Raw genomic sequence first — 18,716 nt, forward strand, 5'->3', positions numbered from 1 at the left:
ATGTCTGTCGGATTGTATCAACTGACATTACTCATGATTCGTTTCTTTCGAACGAATGAGCTGAAAAAAGTGTGGGAATCCTTCGGTCAACAAATAATGAAGCACACGATTCGTGTATTCCGGTTCGATCGTTCCCGTCCGGAGTAGCGTCTGGAGGACCATTCCATCAATTCCGGCCATCGTCCACGTGGCGACCGCCCGAGTCATCGGTCCTTGTTCGACATCATACGCTCGTACAAAAATCGCCTCAATTCGTGTGATCCAGTCTTCATACTTCTCTTTGAATTTCTGTTGAATGTCCTCATTCCCAATCATCGCTTCATGGGCGAGATAAAACTGGAGTCGGCTCTCCGCATCTTTTTGAAGGCGCTCCTGCATGCCTTCGTAAATTTCTTGGATGATCACCGTCGCTTCTTTCTGATCGTCATGAGAGACACTCTCGATTCGTTTGATCTCTCCGAGTCCTTCGTCCATTACGTCATATAGAATCGCCTCTTTTGACGTATAGTAATGATAAATCGCGCCCGTACTGAATCCGGCTCGCTCTGCGATTCCTCGAAGCGTCGTGCCTTTGATGCCTTGTTCGACGATGATTTCACGCGCGGCTTGTAAGATTTTTAACTTCCCTTCGTTCATCATCATCTAGCACCCTCCTCTGTTCTCATCGCTCATTATATCATAATGATGTGGCGAACTTTCGACACTTCCCTGTGAGCTACCAACTCACATTGACAGCGATTTCAATATATTGTTACACTTTTCACATAAACATAACGAACGTTCGGTATGTTTAGTCATTGCATTTATTTCTGGTCATTTCATTTTTGAAAGGAGTGTTGCTTTATGTTTTTCTTCGAGTCGATTCCTTGGTATAACGTCATCATGTGGTTCGTCGTACTTGGTCTTTTAATGGGTTTGAACGAGTTCGTCCGCTCTGGAAAACGGGCGAGTCAACTCATGTTCATGGCGTTACCGATTGCGTTGACCCCGATCTGGTTGTTTGTCGTCGATTCCGAAATTACATCATGGTTCCACTGGGTGAAGGTGTACTCGGCACTCGCCGGCGCACTCATCTACATGGTCATCCGCTTCACAAACTACCATAAGAAACATCCTTGGTATTTAGTACTCGTCCCGGCTATTCTTGCCATCAATATCATGGAGGCCGTCATTCGGGAGTTTCAAGTCGGCTTCATGGGATTTGATGGAGTCGTCGATGGAATGACTTACATCTCCGGTGGTTGGAACTATATCAACGCCTTCGCCGGGATTTTGAACATCCTCACGATTTGCGGATGGTTCGGTATCTTCGCGACGTCCGGTAAGCGAGTCGATATGATTTGGCCGGACCAGACGAAACTGTGGATCATCGCCTATGGCATTTGGAACATCTCTTACGTCTACTCTTGTGCACCGGGCAATGCATTCTATTCCGGCTTTGCCTTGAACATTGCCGCAACGATTCCTGCTCTTCTTTGGGCGAAAGGGACATGGATGCAAAACCGTGCCCAGACACTATCGATTTGGATGATGTGGGTCATGACCTTCCCTTATTTTTTTGCGGTCGGCAGTACGGTCAACGTGAGTGTCTCGTATAATCCAGCAGCGAACTGGACACTCGCACTTATCAGTCTTGTCCTCAACGTCGTGCTCGCCGTCATGCAGGTGTCACGTATTATGAAACAACGTCTCAACCCGTTGAAAGACGAGCTGTGGACCGATACCGAAGAATACAAACGAGTCGATGCGTTACGTGAAACAGAATCGCCTAATCCAAAGACAGCATGACAATACCCCATAGTAGATGGAATTCAAATTCCGTTACTATGGGGTGTTTTTTATAGGACTCCATTGTAATCGTATAGAATATAAACACGAAAGGATGATGACAATGATTTTGTGGATCAACGGCGCATTCGGTTCGGGCAAGACAACCTGTGCCAAGATACTTGAGAAACAATTGCCGAACGCGTTTCTCTATGACCCGGAGCAGGCTGGGTTTTTCATTCGGAATCAATTACCGGAGAGCCTTCAGCAATCTGATTTTCAACATCACCCGGAATGGCGTGAGTTCAACTATCAGATGTTGTTGAAGATTGCCACATCCTTTGATGGAGTCATCCTCGTTCCGATGACACTCGTTGACGCAACGTATGTAGATGAAATCATCGGACGACTTCAACGGGAAGGCGTCGATGTACGACATATCATTCTCGAAGCGAATCGACGGACACTCGTGAAGCGATTGAATAAACGGTTCGAGTGGTTCAGCTCTTGGGGGAAATCTCAAATCGACCGTTGCCAGTCCGCATTCGAATCTGACATCCATGCAGAAAAGATTGTAACGGATTATCAATCAAAGCAAAATGTCGCGAGAGCAGTCGCTCAGCATGTAGGACTTACGCTTTCTTCAAAATGCTTCAGATTCATACATTTCTTCCACGGGTTCGTCTTCCCATTGGATAACAAGCTCGCTTGCATGGGAGAGATTCAACTCCACCGTCTCACATGTCGTATCGGTCAACCACATGCAGCGGAACAACAGCTGGCGGTAACCATATAACTCATCGACAATCTCGAACCGTCCGTTTTTGACGAACTGACTGAGTTGCTCGATTGGACACATCGAATAGGTCGTTTCACCAAATCGTGTAACGGAAGAAGAATCTCGATCTACGTTCGGAATCGTCACGGTGGCACATCCTGTCCATACCGCTTCTTTCTTGAACAAATCACGGATTCCATCTGCAAATACGAGACGTATCATCGAACCAGTTACGGTCGCTTCCGTGATGACAGCGTCATGCAGGGAAATCGGGACGTTTCGGTTTCGAATCGTATATTGTTTCATCAAATTCCTCCTTTGTATATTTACCTTCTTCGTGATATTTCACTTCTCACCTTCCTTATGTACATCCCATAATCAGCAATGAATTGAAAAAACGATAATCAATTGAAAACATACATCGTTCATTCCGTTTACAAAATGAAAAACTGGTAAAATAAATATAAATAAGTGGGTCGTATTGGATATCGCAGATGAAAGGAGGATATAGTATGGAAATTATTTGGGTGATAGGGCTATTTCTAATGGTTTTACTTATTGTGATTACTTTTCTACTGAAAAATTACGGTCAACAGCCACGATTTCCTTCTCGATTCTTCATCATTTTCTCAGTCCTTTCTTCCGTTCTTCTATTAGCGTCTTGTAGTTTTGAAGAGTCGATTCCAGTTGAAGAGTACGAACAAGATTTATCGATTGTAGAGGAGAAATTGAGTTCCGCCAATTCTGAGAAGGAAAAATTACAAGATCAATTGGATTCCTATTTGTCTGAAAACGAAGACTTACGTCAACAACTAACGGACGCTAAAGAATCAACGAATCAGAAACTAGCAGAAGCCGAAACAAAATTACGTGAAGAGTTCGAAAGTGAGTTGAAACGCGTAAAAGAAGAAGCTGCTCAACAATTAGAGGAGGAAGTTGCTTCGGTACGAAAAGAAGAGCAAGAAAAGTCGGCAGCGGCCATCGCAAAAATAAAACAGGAACTTGAACAACAAGCGCAAGCTTCGAAATCGACCGAATCGAATACCCAAACGTCACAACCCTCTGAGTATTTCCAAAACTGTACAGACTTACGCGGAACCTACCCAGGTGGTGTGTCTTCCGATCATCCAGCCTATCAATCTAAGATGGATCGTGACAACGACGGCTGGGCATGTGAGTGATTAATTTTTTACAAAAGGAGTGGACCGTCTCGGATTCACTCCTTTTACAATCGTTTCTGAAACACATAATTCTCCACTTGTTTCGTATATCGAGGACCTTTCATCGTCTTCTTCACTTCTGCGATATCGACGTCTTTCCCTTTCGGCAATTGGAAATACTCGTCGAGCCCCGCCTGAACGAGTTCATTCGCATTTCCCATGACCGCAATCAATTCGAACCCCTCATCAAATCGTGCCAGCGTCGCGTCTCCGTGACTATCGTTACAGAGCAAGATGCCGCCCGGCTTCAAATAGTCCTTCGTCGCCTGACCGACAAATCCAGCATATTGCGAGATGATCAAATCGACGGGTTCGATGTCGAGCGGCTGCATATAGTCCTGACCAAAGAATTCAATCGTACACGGCTCATCATATTCTTTTCGTTCATCAATCAATTCCTGTACCTTTTCGAGGTACTTGAAGAACCGAATCGTCCCTTTGAAACTGTCCACATAGATGACGTGAGGGACGACAAGGGATGGTGCGATATCGACGTGACTTCCAGGATAAAGCGCCCGCTTCACGTCGAAGGTGCTTGCAATCGTTTCGTACACTTGTTTCCGATTACCAATTTTTTGTGCATACATCTCATACATGTCTGTCACTTGTTCACGGTTCATCTAGACCCTCCTAGTATAAGTATCCGAGCAAATCGAGCTTTCCATCGGTCCATCGTTTGTCTCCCGCCTGACGAATCATTAATTCTTCAAAACGTGCTTCCCCAATCCCACGTGTCGTTTGATTCTCATCATCAATTTGAAGCCATGTGCATGTATTCGATACTGTATGAAACCCGACCCGTTCGTAAAGGTCTGGTCGGTCTGCGAATAATAAGAGAAAGTCGATTGAGTACTCTTCTCCAAGCGCAATGATTTTTTCCATTAGCTCCCGTCCGACCCCACGTCCACGCGCTTCTTCCCTCACGCATAAATCGATGATGCCGAGCACGTGAATCGGTTTCCCCTTCATATTCATCATGCGAAAGTCTAAACCGACTTGTCCGATGATTTGTTCGTCTTCATATGCAATTAATCGAAGATGCGGCAGTTGCTTGAAATAGCGGCGATTCGGATAAAGTGGCTCAAAAGATTTCACAAGTAACTCGGTCAACTGTTTATCGAGCGCCTCCCCAATCTCGAACTCCATCATCTGTTGAATATTCATGTCATTCCCCCGACTATATGTTTTTCGATCATACATTCATCATATCAGACATACTCTTTGTTTCTTTAGTAACTAAAAAAAGCACTTATGCTCATGCATAAGTACTTTCCCCCTACGTCATCATTGTTTAGGTTGCTTCACCAATAACTCACCCATCAGTTCAGAGACGACCCATTCCTCAACAATCAATCCCTCCTGGAAACGGGAAACGACCATGTCCACCCATTCGACCTGTTTTCCGCTCGCAGGAATGCCCATCATGTTTTCTCGATGTGTCCCGATCAGCGTTCGTTGCCACGAGACGGTATTCTCCGTCTGAACGAGTACCTCAATTTTCTTCACCTTGACGTCAGGAATCGCCGTCTTCATCTGTTTGGAGAAACGTCGAATGAATGCATGTCCTTGATACGTCCGTTCCCCTGCATGCGCGACATATTCTGTAGCGAACACTTCGGGGACGACTTGCATTTTTCCGAGCTCGATCACTTGATACGCCGCAAAACGAATCTGTTCCTCTCGATTCATCCGTTCGCCTCCTTCAGGTCAAATGGTTAACTCGAATGACTGGGATGGTTCATTGTGACACAAGTTCGTCCAAAGGCGCATGTGATGATTCGTTGCATCTCAATCAGCTTTTCGCTCAAACTCATGAAGGTGAGCTTTTGCGAACTCGAAAAACGTCCGTGGTTCTTCCCCTGTCAATTCTTTGAACGTATGTGTGACCGCCTTTGCTGTGCCAAGGCGCGTCATCAAATAAAGCGCCATTGTCACGTTCACGTATTCCGGGCTAAGTCCCCGTTCGTTGATATAGTGTGAACGATAGTGCAGCATACTCGGCTTGGCATAGGTGATTTTTTTCCCAGTCAATAGAGTCAGTTGGTTGGCGATGTCTACGTAATCGAGTGCTTCAGGACCTGTCAACGTATAAGCCACATGTTGATGAGCGTGAGGGTGTAGGAGAACATGAGCGATTGCTTTGCCGATATCTTCAGCATCGATAAAACTCACCTTACTGTTACCGGCAGGAATGAAAATCTCACGATCCTTTCTAATCTCCTCGGCATGGACACCGGTTAAATTCTGCATAAAGAAACCTGGACGAATATGTGCGTAAGGAATCGATGCCTCCTCAATCATTTTTTCGATTTTATGGTGGGGAGGGAATGGATTTCGTTCAACCCCCATCAACGATAAAAATGAGACGAGACGTACGGATTGTGCCTTCATCGCTCCAACGAACGGTCGAAAGACCTCAGCGTCCCCAATCTGAGGTGGTCGCATCAAAAACACACGGTCGACGCCATGTAATGCCTCTTCAAACGTGCTCGGATCCTCGAAGTCCAGTTTGACCGCTTTTATGCCCGGATAGCTCTTTTCTAACTCTTGTATGTGATTCCCAGCCACCACAACGTCTGAATCTCGTCCGTTCAAATAGTTGACGACATGTTTCCCTACATTACCCGTCGCTCCAGTCACGAGAATTGAACCCATCAATCCTTCACTCCTTGTCATCCATATTTTTTACGCTTAGTATCCGATGAACGTGTCCTTGATGATATTTTTCTTTCGTATGCCTTTATCTTTCAGACGTGTTGCGATTGATTTTGTCATCGCTGGTGAGCCGACCACAAAATAGTTGCCAGCATTGTGATATGTCTGAACGTATTTCTCGATTGACACATGCAAATCTTCTCTCTCCGTTACATACTCAACAGTAAATGGATTCCCCTCCTTCATGTTGTCAAACTCGTCCTTGTAGAGAAACGTTTCTTTTTGATCCATATAGAGCAAATGCAGTTTTTCAGGAGCCATCCCTTTATCGTGAAACACGTGCCTTACGATGGACTTGAACGGTGTGATCCCAATCCCGCCAGCAATGAGCACAGTCGGCTTTTTATCATGGATATAAAAACCACCGAAAGGTCCTCTCATGCTCATTTTCATGCCAGGTTCTAGATTCAACAAGGCTTGTTTGAACTCGCTCGGATTCTCTCCCACTCTAGTTGAAATCTCGATGTATCCATCTTCGGCAGTGGATGCGATGCTGAAGGCTCGAGTCGGTTTTGTGATTTTGTCGTGAGTGATTGTGAATGCACCATGTTGCCCGGCTTTCCAGTCAATCCGCTGAGCTGAACGAAAAATGAAAGTGTGAATATCTCCAACTTCATTGTGGTGTTTCTCAAAGATGATGTCGTGCCTCTTGAATATCGGTGAAAAATCTTGAATGAACCCCATGATTCTTCCTCCTTCATCAGAATAAAACGATTTCTCTTTGCATCGAATCACATGTCATCAAAGCGTTTCATCAGTTTGACTAAATATTCTTTCATGTTAGCCACTTCCTCTTTAGTGAACGCTTCAAATACCATTTCATTCACTTCATCAGAAATACGTCTCAGCTCGTCTACGAGTTTCAATGTCTCTTCGTTCAGCTTGAGGTACGCAGATCGCTTGTCATGTGGATTTTGCACTTTTTCAACGAAGCCGTCTCTTTCAAGCCTATTGATGATTGCAGAGATGGTCGGTCGATCGGACTCTAATCGCTGCGCGACTTCTGCTGACGTGATGTTCCCATTGTGACCCGTGATTTGATTCAATACCGAAAATTGCGTAGCTGTTAAATCATACTCTTGCAATCGTTTGTCTAACGTTCCTTTTAAAAATCGGGAAGACTTAATCAACAGATAAGACAAATTCTCCAAACAATCACCTTCTTTGTTTCGTTCTTAACATTCTTTGGTCTGATCAAAGAATCATTACTTCCCACACCACATAGTTCGTTTACTTACTATAAGTATACTAACTATCTGGGTACATATCAAATCAACATATATCTTCAGAAAAAGAGGTCCTGCCTTTTCGCGATAAGCGATAGGACAAGGACCCTCTCAAATCTCTTACTCTTCTTTCTCCATCCAAGCCACCGTCTCCACATGTGCCGTATGTGGAAACATGTCGACCGGTGTCACTTCCTTCAAGCGATACCCACGGTCTGCGAGGTAACGCATATCGCGTGCCTGTGTCGCGACGTTACATGAGACGTACACGATTCGCTTCGGTCCCATCTCGACCATTGTCTCGAGGAACGACTCGGCACATCCTTTACGCGGCGGATCGACGACGATGACGTCTGGATTCACGCCATCTTTCTTCCACTGCGGGAGCACATCTTCGGCCGCTCCACATGCATACGTCACGTTATCAATCTCATTGACGAGCGCATTTTGTTTCGCGTCCTCAATCGCTTCCGGGACAACTTCGACGCCATACACATGAGCCGCCTTCCGGGCGAGGAAGAGGCTGATCGTCCCGATGCCACAATACGCATCGACGACTTGCTCCGTACCTGACAGCTGTGCGTACTCCAGTGCTTTGCCGTACAACTTCTCCGTTTGGACCGGGTTGACTTGGAAGAACGAGTGCGGGGAAATCGTGAACGTCAGTCCTGCGATTTTATCCTCAATCGTCTCATGGCCGTATAGCAATTTGTTCGTCGCCCCGAGGATGACGTTCGTCTTGTCCGGGTTGACGTTTTGCATGATCGACGTCACGTCCGGGAGACGCTCGACGATGTCAGTGACAATCTCATTCACGCCTTTTAATTTCGTCGTCTTCGTGATGAGGACGATCATGAGTTCACCCGAATGGTATCCGTAGCGGGCCATGACATGACGGATGACCCCACGTCCTGTCTTCTCGTCATATGCTGGCACGCCACGTGCATCCAATACATCACGGACGACTTGGATTGCCTTGTCATTGCGCTCATCTTGAATCAAACACTCGCTCATCTCGACGATGTCATGCGAACGAGGACGATAGAACCCTGAGACGAGACGGTCCCCTTCTTGTTTGAACGGGACTTGTGCCTTGTTGCGGTAGCGCCAAGGTTCTGGCATCCCAATCGTGTCATGTACCGGTACATCGAACTGGCCGAGACGCTTCAGCGCATCGACGACGCGTTCCCGTTTCTGGCGAAGTTGTCCTTCATAGCTGAAGTGTTGCAGCTGGCAGCCGCCACATTGATAAAAGATCGGGCACGGTGGCTCGACGCGGTCGGCACTCGCTTCTTTCACATTCAACAATCGGGCGAACCCGTACTGCTTGTTCGTCTTCGTCACGACGATTTCGACCGTCTCTCCTGGTAATGCGTTCGGGACGAACAGCGTATAGCCATCGACACGTGCCACACCCGCTCCTTCATGGGTCAGGTCGTGGACATGGACATCGAGACGATCATTCTTTTTCACTGGTAGCATACGAATGCTCCTTCCATTACAAATAGGAATGACTGATGTCGTCATTCCTATCTTTTCACTCTGCTTTATCGAGCGAAACATTGAACAATTGCTTGATCATCTGTTCGCGTTCATATTGTGCATTTAACTCTTCCATCTCGCGGATCCGGGCGTTCGGTGCGAGCACCGTCAAGTGACGGAATAAGTTCCGCATCTCACCTGTACACTCCCCGCCATACTCCCCGTCGATGTTCAGACTCATTGGCTCGGTCGTCTTCATCTTGACGCGGCTCGTCTTCACATGTTCGACGAGCGAGCTCGACAAATGTTCCCCTCGGAGGAGAAGACGGACGACATGGATGAATTCAAACAAGTTACATTTCCGAAGGATAAATAAGTCGAACAACCCGTCATTCAACGACGCGTGCGGTGAGATTTTTTCAAATCCACCGACTGAATTCGAGTTCGATGTGAGGAAGACCATGACTTCGCCTTGGAATGTCCCTTCATCGTGCTCGAGCTCGATGTACGTCGGTTTGATGAGTGGCAGTTTCTCCATTCCCTTCACGTAATACGCGAGCTGTCCGAGTGCCGTCTTCAACTTCGATGGCACCTCATACGAGAGCTCGGTCATGATTCCACCGCCGGCGATATTGATGAAGTAGTGGATATCACCTTTCTCGCCTTCGATCTCACCGAGGTCGACCGGCATCTCGAACCCGTCACAAATGACGTCGAGTGCGCCGACGACGCTCAATGGAATCCGCATCGCCCGGGCAAAGTCGTTCGTCGTCCCGACCGGAATGAGACCGATCGTCGGACGATTCTCAAGCGGTGCGAGCCCTGAGATGACTTCATTCAATGTCCCGTCTCCACCTGCGGCGATGATGAGGTCGAACTCGGCCGCTGAGGCCCGTTTTGCTTCGAGCGTGGCATCACCAATCGCTTTCGTCGCATACGTCGACGTCTCATAACCCGCATCCTCGAGGCGGTTCAAAATGTACGGGAGTTCCCGTTTGATCACTTCTTTACCAGATGTCGGGTTATAAATGACCCGCGCACGTTTCCGTTGCATATTGATTCTCTCCCCTGTGCTCAACTCGAGCGAAAAGCGAGACACAAGTGTCTCGCCGCCTGCTTAGCGTTTCGCGATCTCTTCGTGGAACAAGCCATCGAGGAGTGCCGGGTTCGCCATCCCTTTCGTCTGTTTCATGATTTGCCCGATGATGAAGCCTTTCGCACGGTCTTTCCCGTTCTTGAAGTCTTCGATCATTTGCGGGTGTGCCTCGAACAATTCGAGGATGTAGCCGCGGAGTAAGTTCTCGTCCGAGATTTGGGCGAGACCGTTCGCTTCGACATACGCTTTCGGCTCTGCGCCTTCTTCCATCATCGCTGTGAAGACACGCTTCGCAATCTTCGATGAAATCGTCCCTTCCGCGATCAAGCGGATGAGTTCTGCGAGTGCTTCTGGCGTCAACTTCATCGTTTCGACCGTTTCATTCGACTTGTTCAAGTGACCGAGTACTTCACCCATGAGCCAGTTCGCTGCTGCCTTCGGTTCAGCTCCAGCCGCTGTCGTCGCTTCGAAGAAGTCCGAGAACTCACGCGTCGACGTGAGAGCTTTCGCGTCGTATGCCGAGAGACCGTATTGGCTCATGTAGCGTTCACGACGTGCTGCCGGCATCTCTGGAATCGTCGCGCGAATGCGCTCTTTCCACACCTCATCGATTTCGAGACGGACGAGGTCCGGTTCTGGGAAGTAGCGGTAGTCCGCTGCCCCTTCTTTGACACGCATGAGAATCGTCTTTTTCGCTGCCTCGTCGTAGCGGAGCGTCTCTTGACGCATGACGCCACCTGAGAGGAGCAATTTACGGTGACGCGTCTCTTCAAAGTCGAGTGCTTTCAAGACGTTCGAGAACGAGTTCAAGTTCTTGAGCTCTGTCTTCGTGCCGAACTTCTCTTGCCCGAATGGACGGACCGAGATGTTACAGTCACAGCGAAGCGACCCTTCTTCCATCTTGACGTCCGAGACGCCAGCGAACGAAAGGACTTCTTTCAAACGTTCGAGGTATGCGACCGCATCTTTTGGTGAACGCATATCTGCTTCACTGACAATCTCGATGAGCGGTGAGCCGGTCCGGTTGAAGTCTACGACCGAGTGCTTCTCGCCCGTGTGGTTCATCTTCCCAGCATCTTCTTCCAAGTGCACGCGCTCGATGCGGAATCGTTTCATCTCGCCATCGACTTCGACGTCGACGTGGCCGTTTGAACCGATTGGCTTGTCAAATTGCGAGATTTGGTACGCTTTTGGCGTGTCTGGGTAGAAGTAGTTCTTACGGTCAAACTTTGTATCTGTCGCAATCTCACAGTTGAGTGCCATCGCCGCTTTGATGGCGAGGTTGACCGCTTCTTCGTTCAATTTAGGCAAGACGCCCGGGTGTCCGAGACAAATCGGACACGTCTGTGTATTCGTTTCGGCACCGTAAGTGCGTGAGCAGCCACACCAAATCTTCGACTTCGTGCTCAGCTCGGCGTGCACCTCGATCCCGATGATCGTTTCAAAGTTCATCGTACGTCCTCCTTAGAGCTGTGGCATCTTGAAACCGCCGTTTGCTTGTTCAAAAGCATGGGCCACGCGGTAAAGTGTTGATTCATCAAAGTAGTTCCCGATAATTTGAAGACCGACCGGAAGACCTTCTGAGAGACCTGCCGGGACCGAGATCGCCGGGATACCGACCAAGTTGACCGGAATCGTCATGATATCGTTCGCATACATCGTGAGCGGATCGTCGAGCTGTTCGCCGAGTTTGAACGCTGTCGTCGGTGCCGTTGGTCCAACGATGGCATCGTACTCCTCGAACACTTTCGCGAAGTCCTGCTTCATGAGGGTACGGACTTGTTGTGCTTTCTTATAGAACGCATCGTAATAACCAGAGCTGAGTGCATACGTCCCAAGCATGATCCGGCGTTTGACCTCGTCACCGAAACCTTGTTCACGCGAATACGTGAACACTTCGTCGAGCGTGTCCGCTTCGGCACGACGTCCGTAACGGATCCCGTCGAAACGAGCCAAGTTCGAAGAGGCTTCTGATGAGGCGAGCAAGTAGTAAGCCGAGAGCGCGTACTTCACGGACGGAATCGAGACCGTCTCAATCGTCGCACCGAGAGACTTGAGCGTCTCAATCGCTTTTTCAATCTGTTCACGGACGCCTGGCGCGACGCCTTCTGCCATGAACTCTTCCGGGAGGGCAAACTTCATACCCGTCAAATCTTGGTTGAGCGCTGCCGTATAGTCCGGCACCTCGACCTCGGCTGACGTCGAATCCATGTCACAGTGTCCCGCAATCGTATTCAATAAGTAAGCATTGTCTTCAACGGTACGCGTGAGCGGACCGATTTGGTCAAGTGAAGACGCGAAGGCAACGAGGCCGAAGCGTGAGACGAGACCGTATGTCGGTTTCATTCCGACGACACCGCAATACGCGGCCGGTTGACGAATCGAACCACCCGTATCCGAACCAAGGCTAAAGAGGACTTGTCCAGCTGCGACCGATGCCGCTGAACCGCCTGAAGAACCTCCTGGTACACGTGTCGGGTCCCATGGGTTACGGACCGGTTTGAACGCCGAGTTCTCGTTCGATGAACCCATTGCAAACTCGTCCATGTTCAACTTCCCGATTGTGACGGCACCAGCGTCATGAAGACGCTCGACGACTGTCGCATCGTGGGCCGGGACGAAGTTCTCGAGGAACGTCGAGGCACATGTCGTGCGCATCCCTTTTGTGACGATGTTGTCTTTCACACCGATTGGCATCCCGAAGAGCGGGTTATCTGATGTTTTGGCGAGCTCATCCATGCGTTTCGCTTGCTCGAACGCATCTTCGTTGAGCGTCAAAAACGCACCGATTTTGTCATCTGTCGCTTCGATGCGGTCGAACGACTCTTTGACGAGGTCCGTGACCGTGACTTCGCCTTCTTTTAATAGCGTATGCAGTTTTGCTACACCGTGGTCAAATAAACTCATGAAAGGCCTCCTTACTCAAAGACCGCAGGGACACGGACTTGACCGTTCTCCCAGTCAGGTGCCATCCGTTCGACTTCCTCACGTGGAAGCGATGGACGAACCTCGTCTTTGCGTAGTACGTTTTTCAAATCTAGGGCATGGGTCGTCGGTTCGACGCCCGTTGTATCCAGCTCATCGAGTTGCTCGGCGAACTCGAGAATTTTTGTCAATTGCTCCGTGAAGTGCGTCACTTCTTCATCCGTGATCGCAAGTCGGGCAAGTCCGGCGACGTGCCGAACTTCAGCTTCTGTAATACGAGCCAAAATTCCCACCTCCAACAGTTTTCAATACATCGTTCATTATCATACCACTTTTTCATAAGACAAAAAAGGAAATCTATCTTGTTCTAAATTGTCTCATTTTTATCAAACTAGGGGAATCCTTCCCGAATATTGACCCGCTTTCAAAATCAGCTATACGGTCGGAGCGCGATTCTGATTATGCTTATGTATAGAAACGATTCGTTAAGGAGGAATCATATGTCGATCCGAAATAAACTGATCACCGCATTCAGCATCATGTTCGTTTTGCTCCTCGGTGTAAGCGGTTACTCTTGGTATGCTTTGAACTTAGAAAAGGAAGCACAACATGATATGACCGTCTCCTGGGTACCAGGGATGGACCAAATCCATCAAGTCGATAAACAATTGCTCGAACTCCGTCGTCACTTGCTTCGTCACGCCCTCGTCGACGATGCGGTGACAAAACAAAATATCGAGCGAGACATCCAAGCATCCGTTGCGATTTTAGAACAGCGGATGGATGGTTATGAAGCGACAATTATCATGGAAGAGGATCAACGACTCTTCGATGAAGCTAGCGCGAACTGGAACAACTTCCAAACAATCATGAACGAACTCATCCGCATTTCCAATGAGGAAGGAACAGAAGCAGCCGAAATTTACATTCGCGATACGGCTACCACAAGCGCGGACACCCTTTCGAACTCTCTCGGACTTCTCGTCAACTTGAATCGTGAAGAGATTCAAACGGACACAGCCGCAGCGGCTGAGATGTTTGAACAGGTTCAGCTGACACTCCTCATCGTTCTCGGCGTCGCGGCCGTCATGACAATCCTCATGATGCTCTTCATCTTCCGTTCGATCTTTGAACCACTCAAAGAGTTCAAGACGAAGATGCGTGAACTCGCGACGAGCGAAGGTGATTTGACGACGTCAATTCCCGTGAAGCGTCGTGACGAGTTCGCCGGACTTGCTCGTGACTTCAATCAGTTCATCGCCAACTTGCGTCAGTTGATTCTGCAAGTGAACGATGTGACAACGGGCGTGACGAAACAATCTAACCATATGTATGACGAATTGAAAGAACTCGATACGTATATGACGACGACTGCGGCGACAACGGAAGACTTGACCGCCGGCATGCAACAGACGGCCGCGAGCGCGCAAGAGATGAACGCGTCTGCGTCAGATATGGAACGGACGATTCATCATATCGTGACGATGGCTGATGAGCGAAAAGTTGAAGCCAAACAGATTGATGAACGCGCCCTCTCTCTGAAATCACATGCGGTGGAAGCGAAAGAGAACGCCATCAGCGTTCTGCAGTCGACACGCACGAACTTAGAGAAAGCGATGCAAGACGCCAAAGCTGTCCGTGAAATCGCAACGCTCACGAACGATATTCTCGACATCGCTGCTCAAACGAACCTCCTCTCCCTCAACGCTTCGATTGAGGCAGCACGTGCCGGTGAGGCCGGGCGTGGATTCGCCGTTGTCGCTGATGAGATTCGAAAACTTGCCGAGACAAGCCGGGCGACCGTCGAACGCATCCAGGCCATCTCGACGACCGTCCTCCATTCGGTCGATCATTTGAATGAGAGCTCAGGTCAAATGCTTCACTTCCTCGATACGAACGTGTTGAAAGACTATGACCAACTCGAGGAGGCGGCCGGCCAATATAGCGAGGACGCGGGACGTTTTGAGACGACGGCGACCGAGTTCGCCGCTGCCGCGGGTGAGCTTGAGCTATTGACGTCGAATATGATCGGCGTCATTCAAGACGTGGCAACGACCGTCAACAATGGTGCGCTCGGGACTCAGGAGATTGCTGAAAAAGTGACGATGTCCGTCGATCGCTTCGCTGAATTGAACCGTGCGACCGAACAGTCACAGCAAAAGATGGAAGAACTCGATTCATTGATTCGCCAATTCAAGGTATGACAAAAACCCGCCGACACGTGCTGTTCGGCGGGTTTCTCATTAGGCGGCAGATTGCACCGCTTCTTTTTTTCGTTCGAGTTCGAATCGTTTTGTCTCGGCGACGACGACACCCGACAGGAACAAGAGTCCAATCAAGTTCGGAATCGCCATGAGACCGTTGAACACATCCGAGATGGACCAAATCAAGTTCAAGTTCGTCGTCATCGCACCGAGTCCTGCGACTAAAATATAGAGGACACGATACGGGACGATCACTTTTTCCCCGAGTAAATAGTATGCGGAACGTTCCCCGTAATAACACCAGCCAAGGACGGTCGAATAGGCGAAGAAGACGAGTGAGACCGTCACGATGATTTCACCAATCGGTCCTAGGAAATAGGCGAATGATGCTTGCGTCAAGGCAATCCCTTCGAGCCCCTCCGTATATTGACCACCCATGACAATCGTGAGTCCGGTAATTGAACAAACGATGAGCGTATCAATCAACACCTGTGTCATCGAGACGAGTGCTTGTCGTCCCGGGAAGTCGGTCTTCGCTGCCGCGGCCGCAATCGGTGCAGATCCAAGTCCTGCCTCGTTAGAGAACACACCGCGCGCGACCCCGTAGCGAATCGCGGCACCTAACGCACCCCCACCGATGGCTTCGGCACTAAATGTGCTCGAGAACATCGTCGATAAGGCACCCGGTACCAATTCAAGGTTCATGATGAGAATCACGAGCCCGCTTCCGACATATGCAAAAATCATGAACGGGACGAAGATTCCGACGACTTTCCCGATCGATTTAACGCCACCTAAAATGACGAATGCCGTGACCGCCATCATGACGATCCCTGTCACAACCATTGGGACGTTGAACGAATTGTTCAAGGCGAGACTGATCGAGTTCGTCTGTACCCCGTTCCCAATCCCAAAAGCTGCGACTGATGCGAATAAGGCAAACAACATGCCGAGCCACTTTTTCTTTAACCCATGTTCTAAGTAATACATCGGTCCACCGGCAATTTCGCCTCGTTCATCGACGACACGATATTTGACCGCCAGGATGGCCTCCGCATATTTCGTCGCCATTCCGACAAAACCGGATAACCACATCCAAACGACTGCGCCTGGTCCCCCGAGGACGATTGCCGTCGCGACACCGACCATGTTTCCGGTACCGACCGTGGCCGCCAATGCCGTCATCAATGCTTGGAAATGCGAGATGTCCCCACGTTGTTTTTTCTTCGGTTTCTCATTCTTTGGAATAAAGGCCTCTTTCAAGCCAACACCAAGCCTCGTCACTTGAATAAAGCCGAGACGGACGGTCAGGAAGATTCCTGTCCCGACGAGTAAGATTAATAAATGTGGCCCCCATACGAGATTTGATAAACTCGACAGCCAACTTTCAATTTGATTCACTGTGTTGCTCTCCTCCTACGTTCTTGATTTGAGCGCTCTCCCTATATTTTTCAGAACATTCACAATCGAGTCAAGGTACACCACTGAAAGAAAGCGTTTTCAACGCGTTATATAATTGTAATATTTTCCCTGAACCCTTGTTCTTAAGAGCTTCTTAAAATTTATTTCGAAATATGATTGTAATATATCTCAGAATCCAGAAGCAGCGATTTTACAATCCATACGAATCGTTGATCGATAGACTGAATCTCAACGAGAAATTGATTCGTCCCAAAAGAAAAAAACGCTCGTGGCGGCTTGAGAGCAATGACCAATTACGGGCAGGCGAGACTCCCGAGGGAATAGCAAGCAAAGGGAGACCCAGCAACGACCGAAAGTCGCGATGCGGCTCCCTGTTTGCCCCTAGAAAAGCAACCCATGCCTGGATTGGTCAAAAAAAGACTGTAGACCTATGTTGTCTACAGTCTGATACCGCTTTTGCTCATTTTACGAACGAATGGCAGACACGACTTCTTCAACGTGTCCCTTCACTTTGACGTTCCGCCACTCTTCTTGAATGTGGCCGTCCTCATTGATCAGGAACGTCGAACGGACGATGCCGTAATACTCTTTCCCGTAATTCTTCTTCAATTGCCAAACGCCGTACAATTCAGATACTTCATGTTCTTCGTCGACGAGCAAGTCGAACGGCAACTCATTCTTCGCGATAAAGTTCTGGTGTTTCTTTTTGCTATCCGCTGAAATCCCGATGACGACCGCGCCTTCCATCTTCGGCATCGCATCACGGAAATCACACGCTTCCGTCGTGCAACCCGGTGTCGAATCACGAGGATAAAAATACAAAACGACTTTCTTGCCTAAATAATCTTTCAGTGAGACTGTCTCTCCATTTTGGTTCGGTAATGAAAATGTAGGTGCGAGCATCTGTTTTCCTCCTTAACCGAACGACGGATCGACGAGTTGTTCGTCGAAGCCATCGATCGCTTCCTCTAATTTTGTCTTCAATGAATCGAGAACTTCGATATACTCGATTGGATCTTCAGTGGCGGCCGCTTTTTGAAGCGTCTCTTCATTGTCGGTATACCACGTCTCATATGCTTTAAAATAATCGGCCATGATCGCTTGGTTCTCTTCGACCGTCAACGTCTCCGCCATCAAGAGAAAAACGTTATTGTCCGCCTCGAGCGCCGTATAGTCGGTCTGTGCGTTGACTCGGTCATAGATCGGTCCCGCCTCATCTTCTGGAACCTCTGCAAGACGCGCGTTCGCTTCTGCGTTGACCCCATATTCGTTTGCCTGTATCCCGATGAGGAGCTCTCCGACTTCGGCGATGACGTCCTCTGGTAACGCAGTCGGCGTGATGACGAGCGACCAATCGTCACCTTCTTTCACAGCGACTTTACTGAGCCGGTTCGGGAGCGGATTGCCGTCTTGGTCGACCATTTCATGGACGAGAAACGCCACGTCTTCGTCTTCGTTGACCCAACTCTCATAGATGTCCCCCGGGGCAAGCTGACGCGTGACGGCACCGGTCGCCGGAATGTCAGTCAAGCGACCCGCGTAGTCGATGGCTGCGAGCGCCTCGGCATCGCCCGATTCGAGCGCCGTTTGATAATCCGCATACACTTCCGTGACAGCATCCGGCAATGCGCGTTTCGTTTCTTCTATAACCGTCTCTTCGTCGTTCCCACATGCCCCGAGCGTGAAGACGAGGAGGAGCGGAATGAGCCATTTTCTCATGTTGTTCGTCCTTTCTAAAGCCGTGTTCTCCCCCATCCTACCATGTCTCGAATCGTCGCTCCAATGGCATGTATTTCTGGAAAATTGTTTCACTAGGATTTCTACGATAATTTCGATACAATACAGACGTAAGCGCTTTAACGCTCAACATCACTTTAAGGG

Annotated in this window: 19 protein-coding genes; 4 read left to right on the top strand and 15 right to left on the bottom strand. The window is 48.9% G+C overall.

Annotated elements, in window-relative coordinates:
* Positions 1 to 27: 27 nt before the first annotated feature.
* On the bottom strand, positions 28 to 642 hold the full coding sequence (locus KNO86_RS05560; RefSeq protein WP_214693789.1) for a TetR/AcrR family transcriptional regulator: 615 nt from the start codon (positions 640 to 642) through the stop codon (positions 28 to 30).
* Between the two features lie 201 nt (positions 643 to 843).
* On the opposite strand from KNO86_RS05560, the gene KNO86_RS05565 reads away from it, so the two are divergent.
* From KNO86_RS05565 to KNO86_RS14765, 3 genes are all read left to right on the top strand, one after another.
* Entirely contained in the window at positions 844 to 1,788 is a 945-nt protein-coding gene (locus KNO86_RS05565) for a DUF5692 family protein (protein WP_214693791.1), read from the top strand.
* 103 nt (positions 1,789 to 1,891) lie between these two features.
* The gene (locus tag KNO86_RS05570) at positions 1,892 to 2,563 is read left to right on the top strand and encodes an AAA family ATPase (RefSeq protein ID WP_214693793.1); all 672 of its coding nucleotides are present in this window, start codon (positions 1,892 to 1,894) and stop codon (positions 2,561 to 2,563) included.
* Positions 2,564 to 3,057: 494 nt separating this feature from the next.
* Complete coding sequence (locus KNO86_RS14765; RefSeq protein WP_285800660.1) at positions 3,058 to 3,726, top strand: excalibur calcium-binding domain-containing protein; 669 nt, start codon at positions 3,058 to 3,060, stop codon at positions 3,724 to 3,726.
* 44 nt (positions 3,727 to 3,770) lie between these two features.
* Here the strand turns inward: KNO86_RS14765 and KNO86_RS05580 are convergent, their stop codons facing one another.
* The 11 genes from KNO86_RS05580 to gatC all read right to left on the bottom strand — a co-directional run bounded on the left by KNO86_RS05580 (position 3,771) and on the right by gatC (position 13,493).
* A complete protein-coding gene (locus KNO86_RS05580; protein ID WP_214693797.1) occupies positions 3,771 to 4,385 on the bottom strand; it encodes a hypothetical protein in 615 nt (204 codons plus the stop codon).
* A gap of 10 nt (positions 4,386 to 4,395) precedes the next feature.
* Positions 4,396 to 4,929, bottom strand: a complete 534-nt coding sequence (locus KNO86_RS05585) for a GNAT family N-acetyltransferase (protein ID WP_214693799.1) — start codon at positions 4,927 to 4,929, stop codon at positions 4,396 to 4,398.
* Positions 4,930 to 5,049: 120 nt separating this feature from the next.
* On the bottom strand, positions 5,050 to 5,454 hold the full coding sequence (locus tag KNO86_RS05590) for an ester cyclase (protein ID WP_214693801.1): 405 nt from the start codon (positions 5,452 to 5,454) through the stop codon (positions 5,050 to 5,052).
* Positions 5,455 to 5,553: 99 nt separating this feature from the next.
* Complete coding sequence (locus tag KNO86_RS05595; protein ID WP_251126898.1) at positions 5,554 to 6,420, bottom strand: SDR family oxidoreductase; 867 nt, start codon at positions 6,418 to 6,420, stop codon at positions 5,554 to 5,556.
* A 36-nt stretch (positions 6,421 to 6,456) separates the two neighbouring features.
* Positions 6,457 to 7,164, bottom strand: a complete 708-nt coding sequence (locus KNO86_RS05600) for an FAD-dependent oxidoreductase (protein ID WP_214693804.1) — start codon at positions 7,162 to 7,164, stop codon at positions 6,457 to 6,459.
* 47 nt (positions 7,165 to 7,211) lie between these two features.
* Complete coding sequence (locus KNO86_RS05605; protein ID WP_214693806.1) at positions 7,212 to 7,631, bottom strand: MarR family winged helix-turn-helix transcriptional regulator; 420 nt, start codon at positions 7,629 to 7,631, stop codon at positions 7,212 to 7,214.
* A 195-nt stretch (positions 7,632 to 7,826) separates the two neighbouring features.
* Entirely contained in the window at positions 7,827 to 9,188 is a 1,362-nt protein-coding gene (gene rlmD / locus KNO86_RS05610; RefSeq protein WP_214693813.1) for a 23S rRNA (uracil(1939)-C(5))-methyltransferase RlmD, read from the bottom strand.
* A gap of 55 nt (positions 9,189 to 9,243) precedes the next feature.
* Positions 9,244 to 10,242, bottom strand: a complete 999-nt coding sequence (locus tag KNO86_RS05615) for a diacylglycerol kinase (RefSeq protein WP_214693815.1) — start codon at positions 10,240 to 10,242, stop codon at positions 9,244 to 9,246.
* Between the two features lie 63 nt (positions 10,243 to 10,305).
* Positions 10,306 to 11,736 (bottom strand): Asp-tRNA(Asn)/Glu-tRNA(Gln) amidotransferase subunit GatB, encoded by a 1,431-nt coding sequence (gene gatB, locus KNO86_RS05620; RefSeq protein ID WP_214693817.1) that lies wholly within the window; start codon positions 11,734 to 11,736, stop codon positions 10,306 to 10,308.
* 12 nt (positions 11,737 to 11,748) lie between these two features.
* Positions 11,749 to 13,191, bottom strand: coding sequence for an Asp-tRNA(Asn)/Glu-tRNA(Gln) amidotransferase subunit GatA (gatA, locus tag KNO86_RS05625; protein ID WP_074036499.1), 1,443 nt, complete (start codon positions 13,189 to 13,191; stop codon positions 11,749 to 11,751).
* Between the two features lie 11 nt (positions 13,192 to 13,202).
* Positions 13,203 to 13,493, bottom strand: a complete 291-nt coding sequence (gene gatC, locus KNO86_RS05630) for an Asp-tRNA(Asn)/Glu-tRNA(Gln) amidotransferase subunit GatC (RefSeq protein ID WP_012727041.1) — start codon at positions 13,491 to 13,493, stop codon at positions 13,203 to 13,205.
* 216 nt (positions 13,494 to 13,709) lie between these two features.
* Between gatC and KNO86_RS05635 the strand changes: the two genes are divergently transcribed.
* A complete protein-coding gene (locus KNO86_RS05635) occupies positions 13,710 to 15,413 on the top strand; it encodes a methyl-accepting chemotaxis protein (protein WP_214693819.1) in 1,704 nt (567 codons plus the stop codon).
* Positions 15,414 to 15,452: 39 nt separating this feature from the next.
* Here the strand turns inward: KNO86_RS05635 and KNO86_RS05640 are convergent, their stop codons facing one another.
* From KNO86_RS05640 to KNO86_RS05650, 3 genes are all read right to left on the bottom strand, one after another.
* A complete protein-coding gene (locus tag KNO86_RS05640) occupies positions 15,453 to 16,814 on the bottom strand; it encodes an alanine/glycine:cation symporter family protein (protein ID WP_214693821.1) in 1,362 nt (453 codons plus the stop codon).
* A 486-nt stretch (positions 16,815 to 17,300) separates the two neighbouring features.
* Positions 17,301 to 17,738, bottom strand: a complete 438-nt coding sequence (gene bcp, locus KNO86_RS05645) for a thioredoxin-dependent thiol peroxidase (RefSeq protein WP_214693823.1) — start codon at positions 17,736 to 17,738, stop codon at positions 17,301 to 17,303.
* A 12-nt stretch (positions 17,739 to 17,750) separates the two neighbouring features.
* A complete protein-coding gene (locus KNO86_RS05650) occupies positions 17,751 to 18,554 on the bottom strand; it encodes a hypothetical protein (protein WP_214693825.1) in 804 nt (267 codons plus the stop codon).
* Positions 18,555 to 18,716: the final 162 nt, after the last annotated feature.

The organism is Exiguobacterium sp. s160 (genome assembly GCF_018617575.1).
GTDB classification, from domain to species: domain Bacteria; phylum Bacillota; class Bacilli; order Exiguobacteriales; family Exiguobacteriaceae; genus Exiguobacterium; species Exiguobacterium aestuarii_A.

Coding starts and splice junctions, on each gene's coding strand:
- KNO86_RS05560 (WP_214693789.1), bottom strand. CDS start 642: ATGATGATGAACGAAGGGAAGTTAAAAATCTTACAAGCCGCGCGTGAA.
- KNO86_RS05565 (WP_214693791.1), top strand. CDS start 844: ATGTTTTTCTTCGAGTCGATTCCTTGGTATAACGTCATCATGTGGTTC.
- KNO86_RS05570 (WP_214693793.1), top strand. CDS start 1,892: ATGATTTTGTGGATCAACGGCGCATTCGGTTCGGGCAAGACAACCTGT.
- KNO86_RS14765 (WP_285800660.1), top strand. CDS start 3,058: ATGGAAATTATTTGGGTGATAGGGCTATTTCTAATGGTTTTACTTATT.
- KNO86_RS05580 (WP_214693797.1), bottom strand. CDS start 4,385: ATGAACCGTGAACAAGTGACAGACATGTATGAGATGTATGCACAAAAA.
- KNO86_RS05585 (WP_214693799.1), bottom strand. CDS start 4,929: ATGAATATTCAACAGATGATGGAGTTCGAGATTGGGGAGGCGCTCGAT.
- KNO86_RS05590 (WP_214693801.1), bottom strand. CDS start 5,454: ATGAATCGAGAGGAACAGATTCGTTTTGCGGCGTATCAAGTGATCGAG.
- KNO86_RS05595 (WP_251126898.1), bottom strand. CDS start 6,420: ATGGGTTCAATTCTCGTGACTGGAGCGACGGGTAATGTAGGGAAACAT.
- KNO86_RS05600 (WP_214693804.1), bottom strand. CDS start 7,164: ATGGGGTTCATTCAAGATTTTTCACCGATATTCAAGAGGCACGACATC.
- rlmD (WP_214693813.1), bottom strand. CDS start 9,188: ATGCTACCAGTGAAAAAGAATGATCGTCTCGATGTCCATGTCCACGAC.
- KNO86_RS05615 (WP_214693815.1), bottom strand. CDS start 10,242: ATGCAACGGAAACGTGCGCGGGTCATTTATAACCCGACATCTGGTAAA.
- gatB (WP_214693817.1), bottom strand. CDS start 11,736: ATGAACTTTGAAACGATCATCGGGATCGAGGTGCACGCCGAGCTGAGC.
- gatA (WP_074036499.1), bottom strand. CDS start 13,191: ATGAGTTTATTTGACCACGGTGTAGCAAAACTGCATACGCTATTAAAA.
- KNO86_RS05635 (WP_214693819.1), top strand. CDS start 13,710: ATGTCGATCCGAAATAAACTGATCACCGCATTCAGCATCATGTTCGTT.
- bcp (WP_214693823.1), bottom strand. CDS start 17,738: ATGCTCGCACCTACATTTTCATTACCGAACCAAAATGGAGAGACAGTC.
- KNO86_RS05650 (WP_214693825.1), bottom strand. CDS start 18,554: ATGAGAAAATGGCTCATTCCGCTCCTCCTCGTCTTCACGCTCGGGGCA.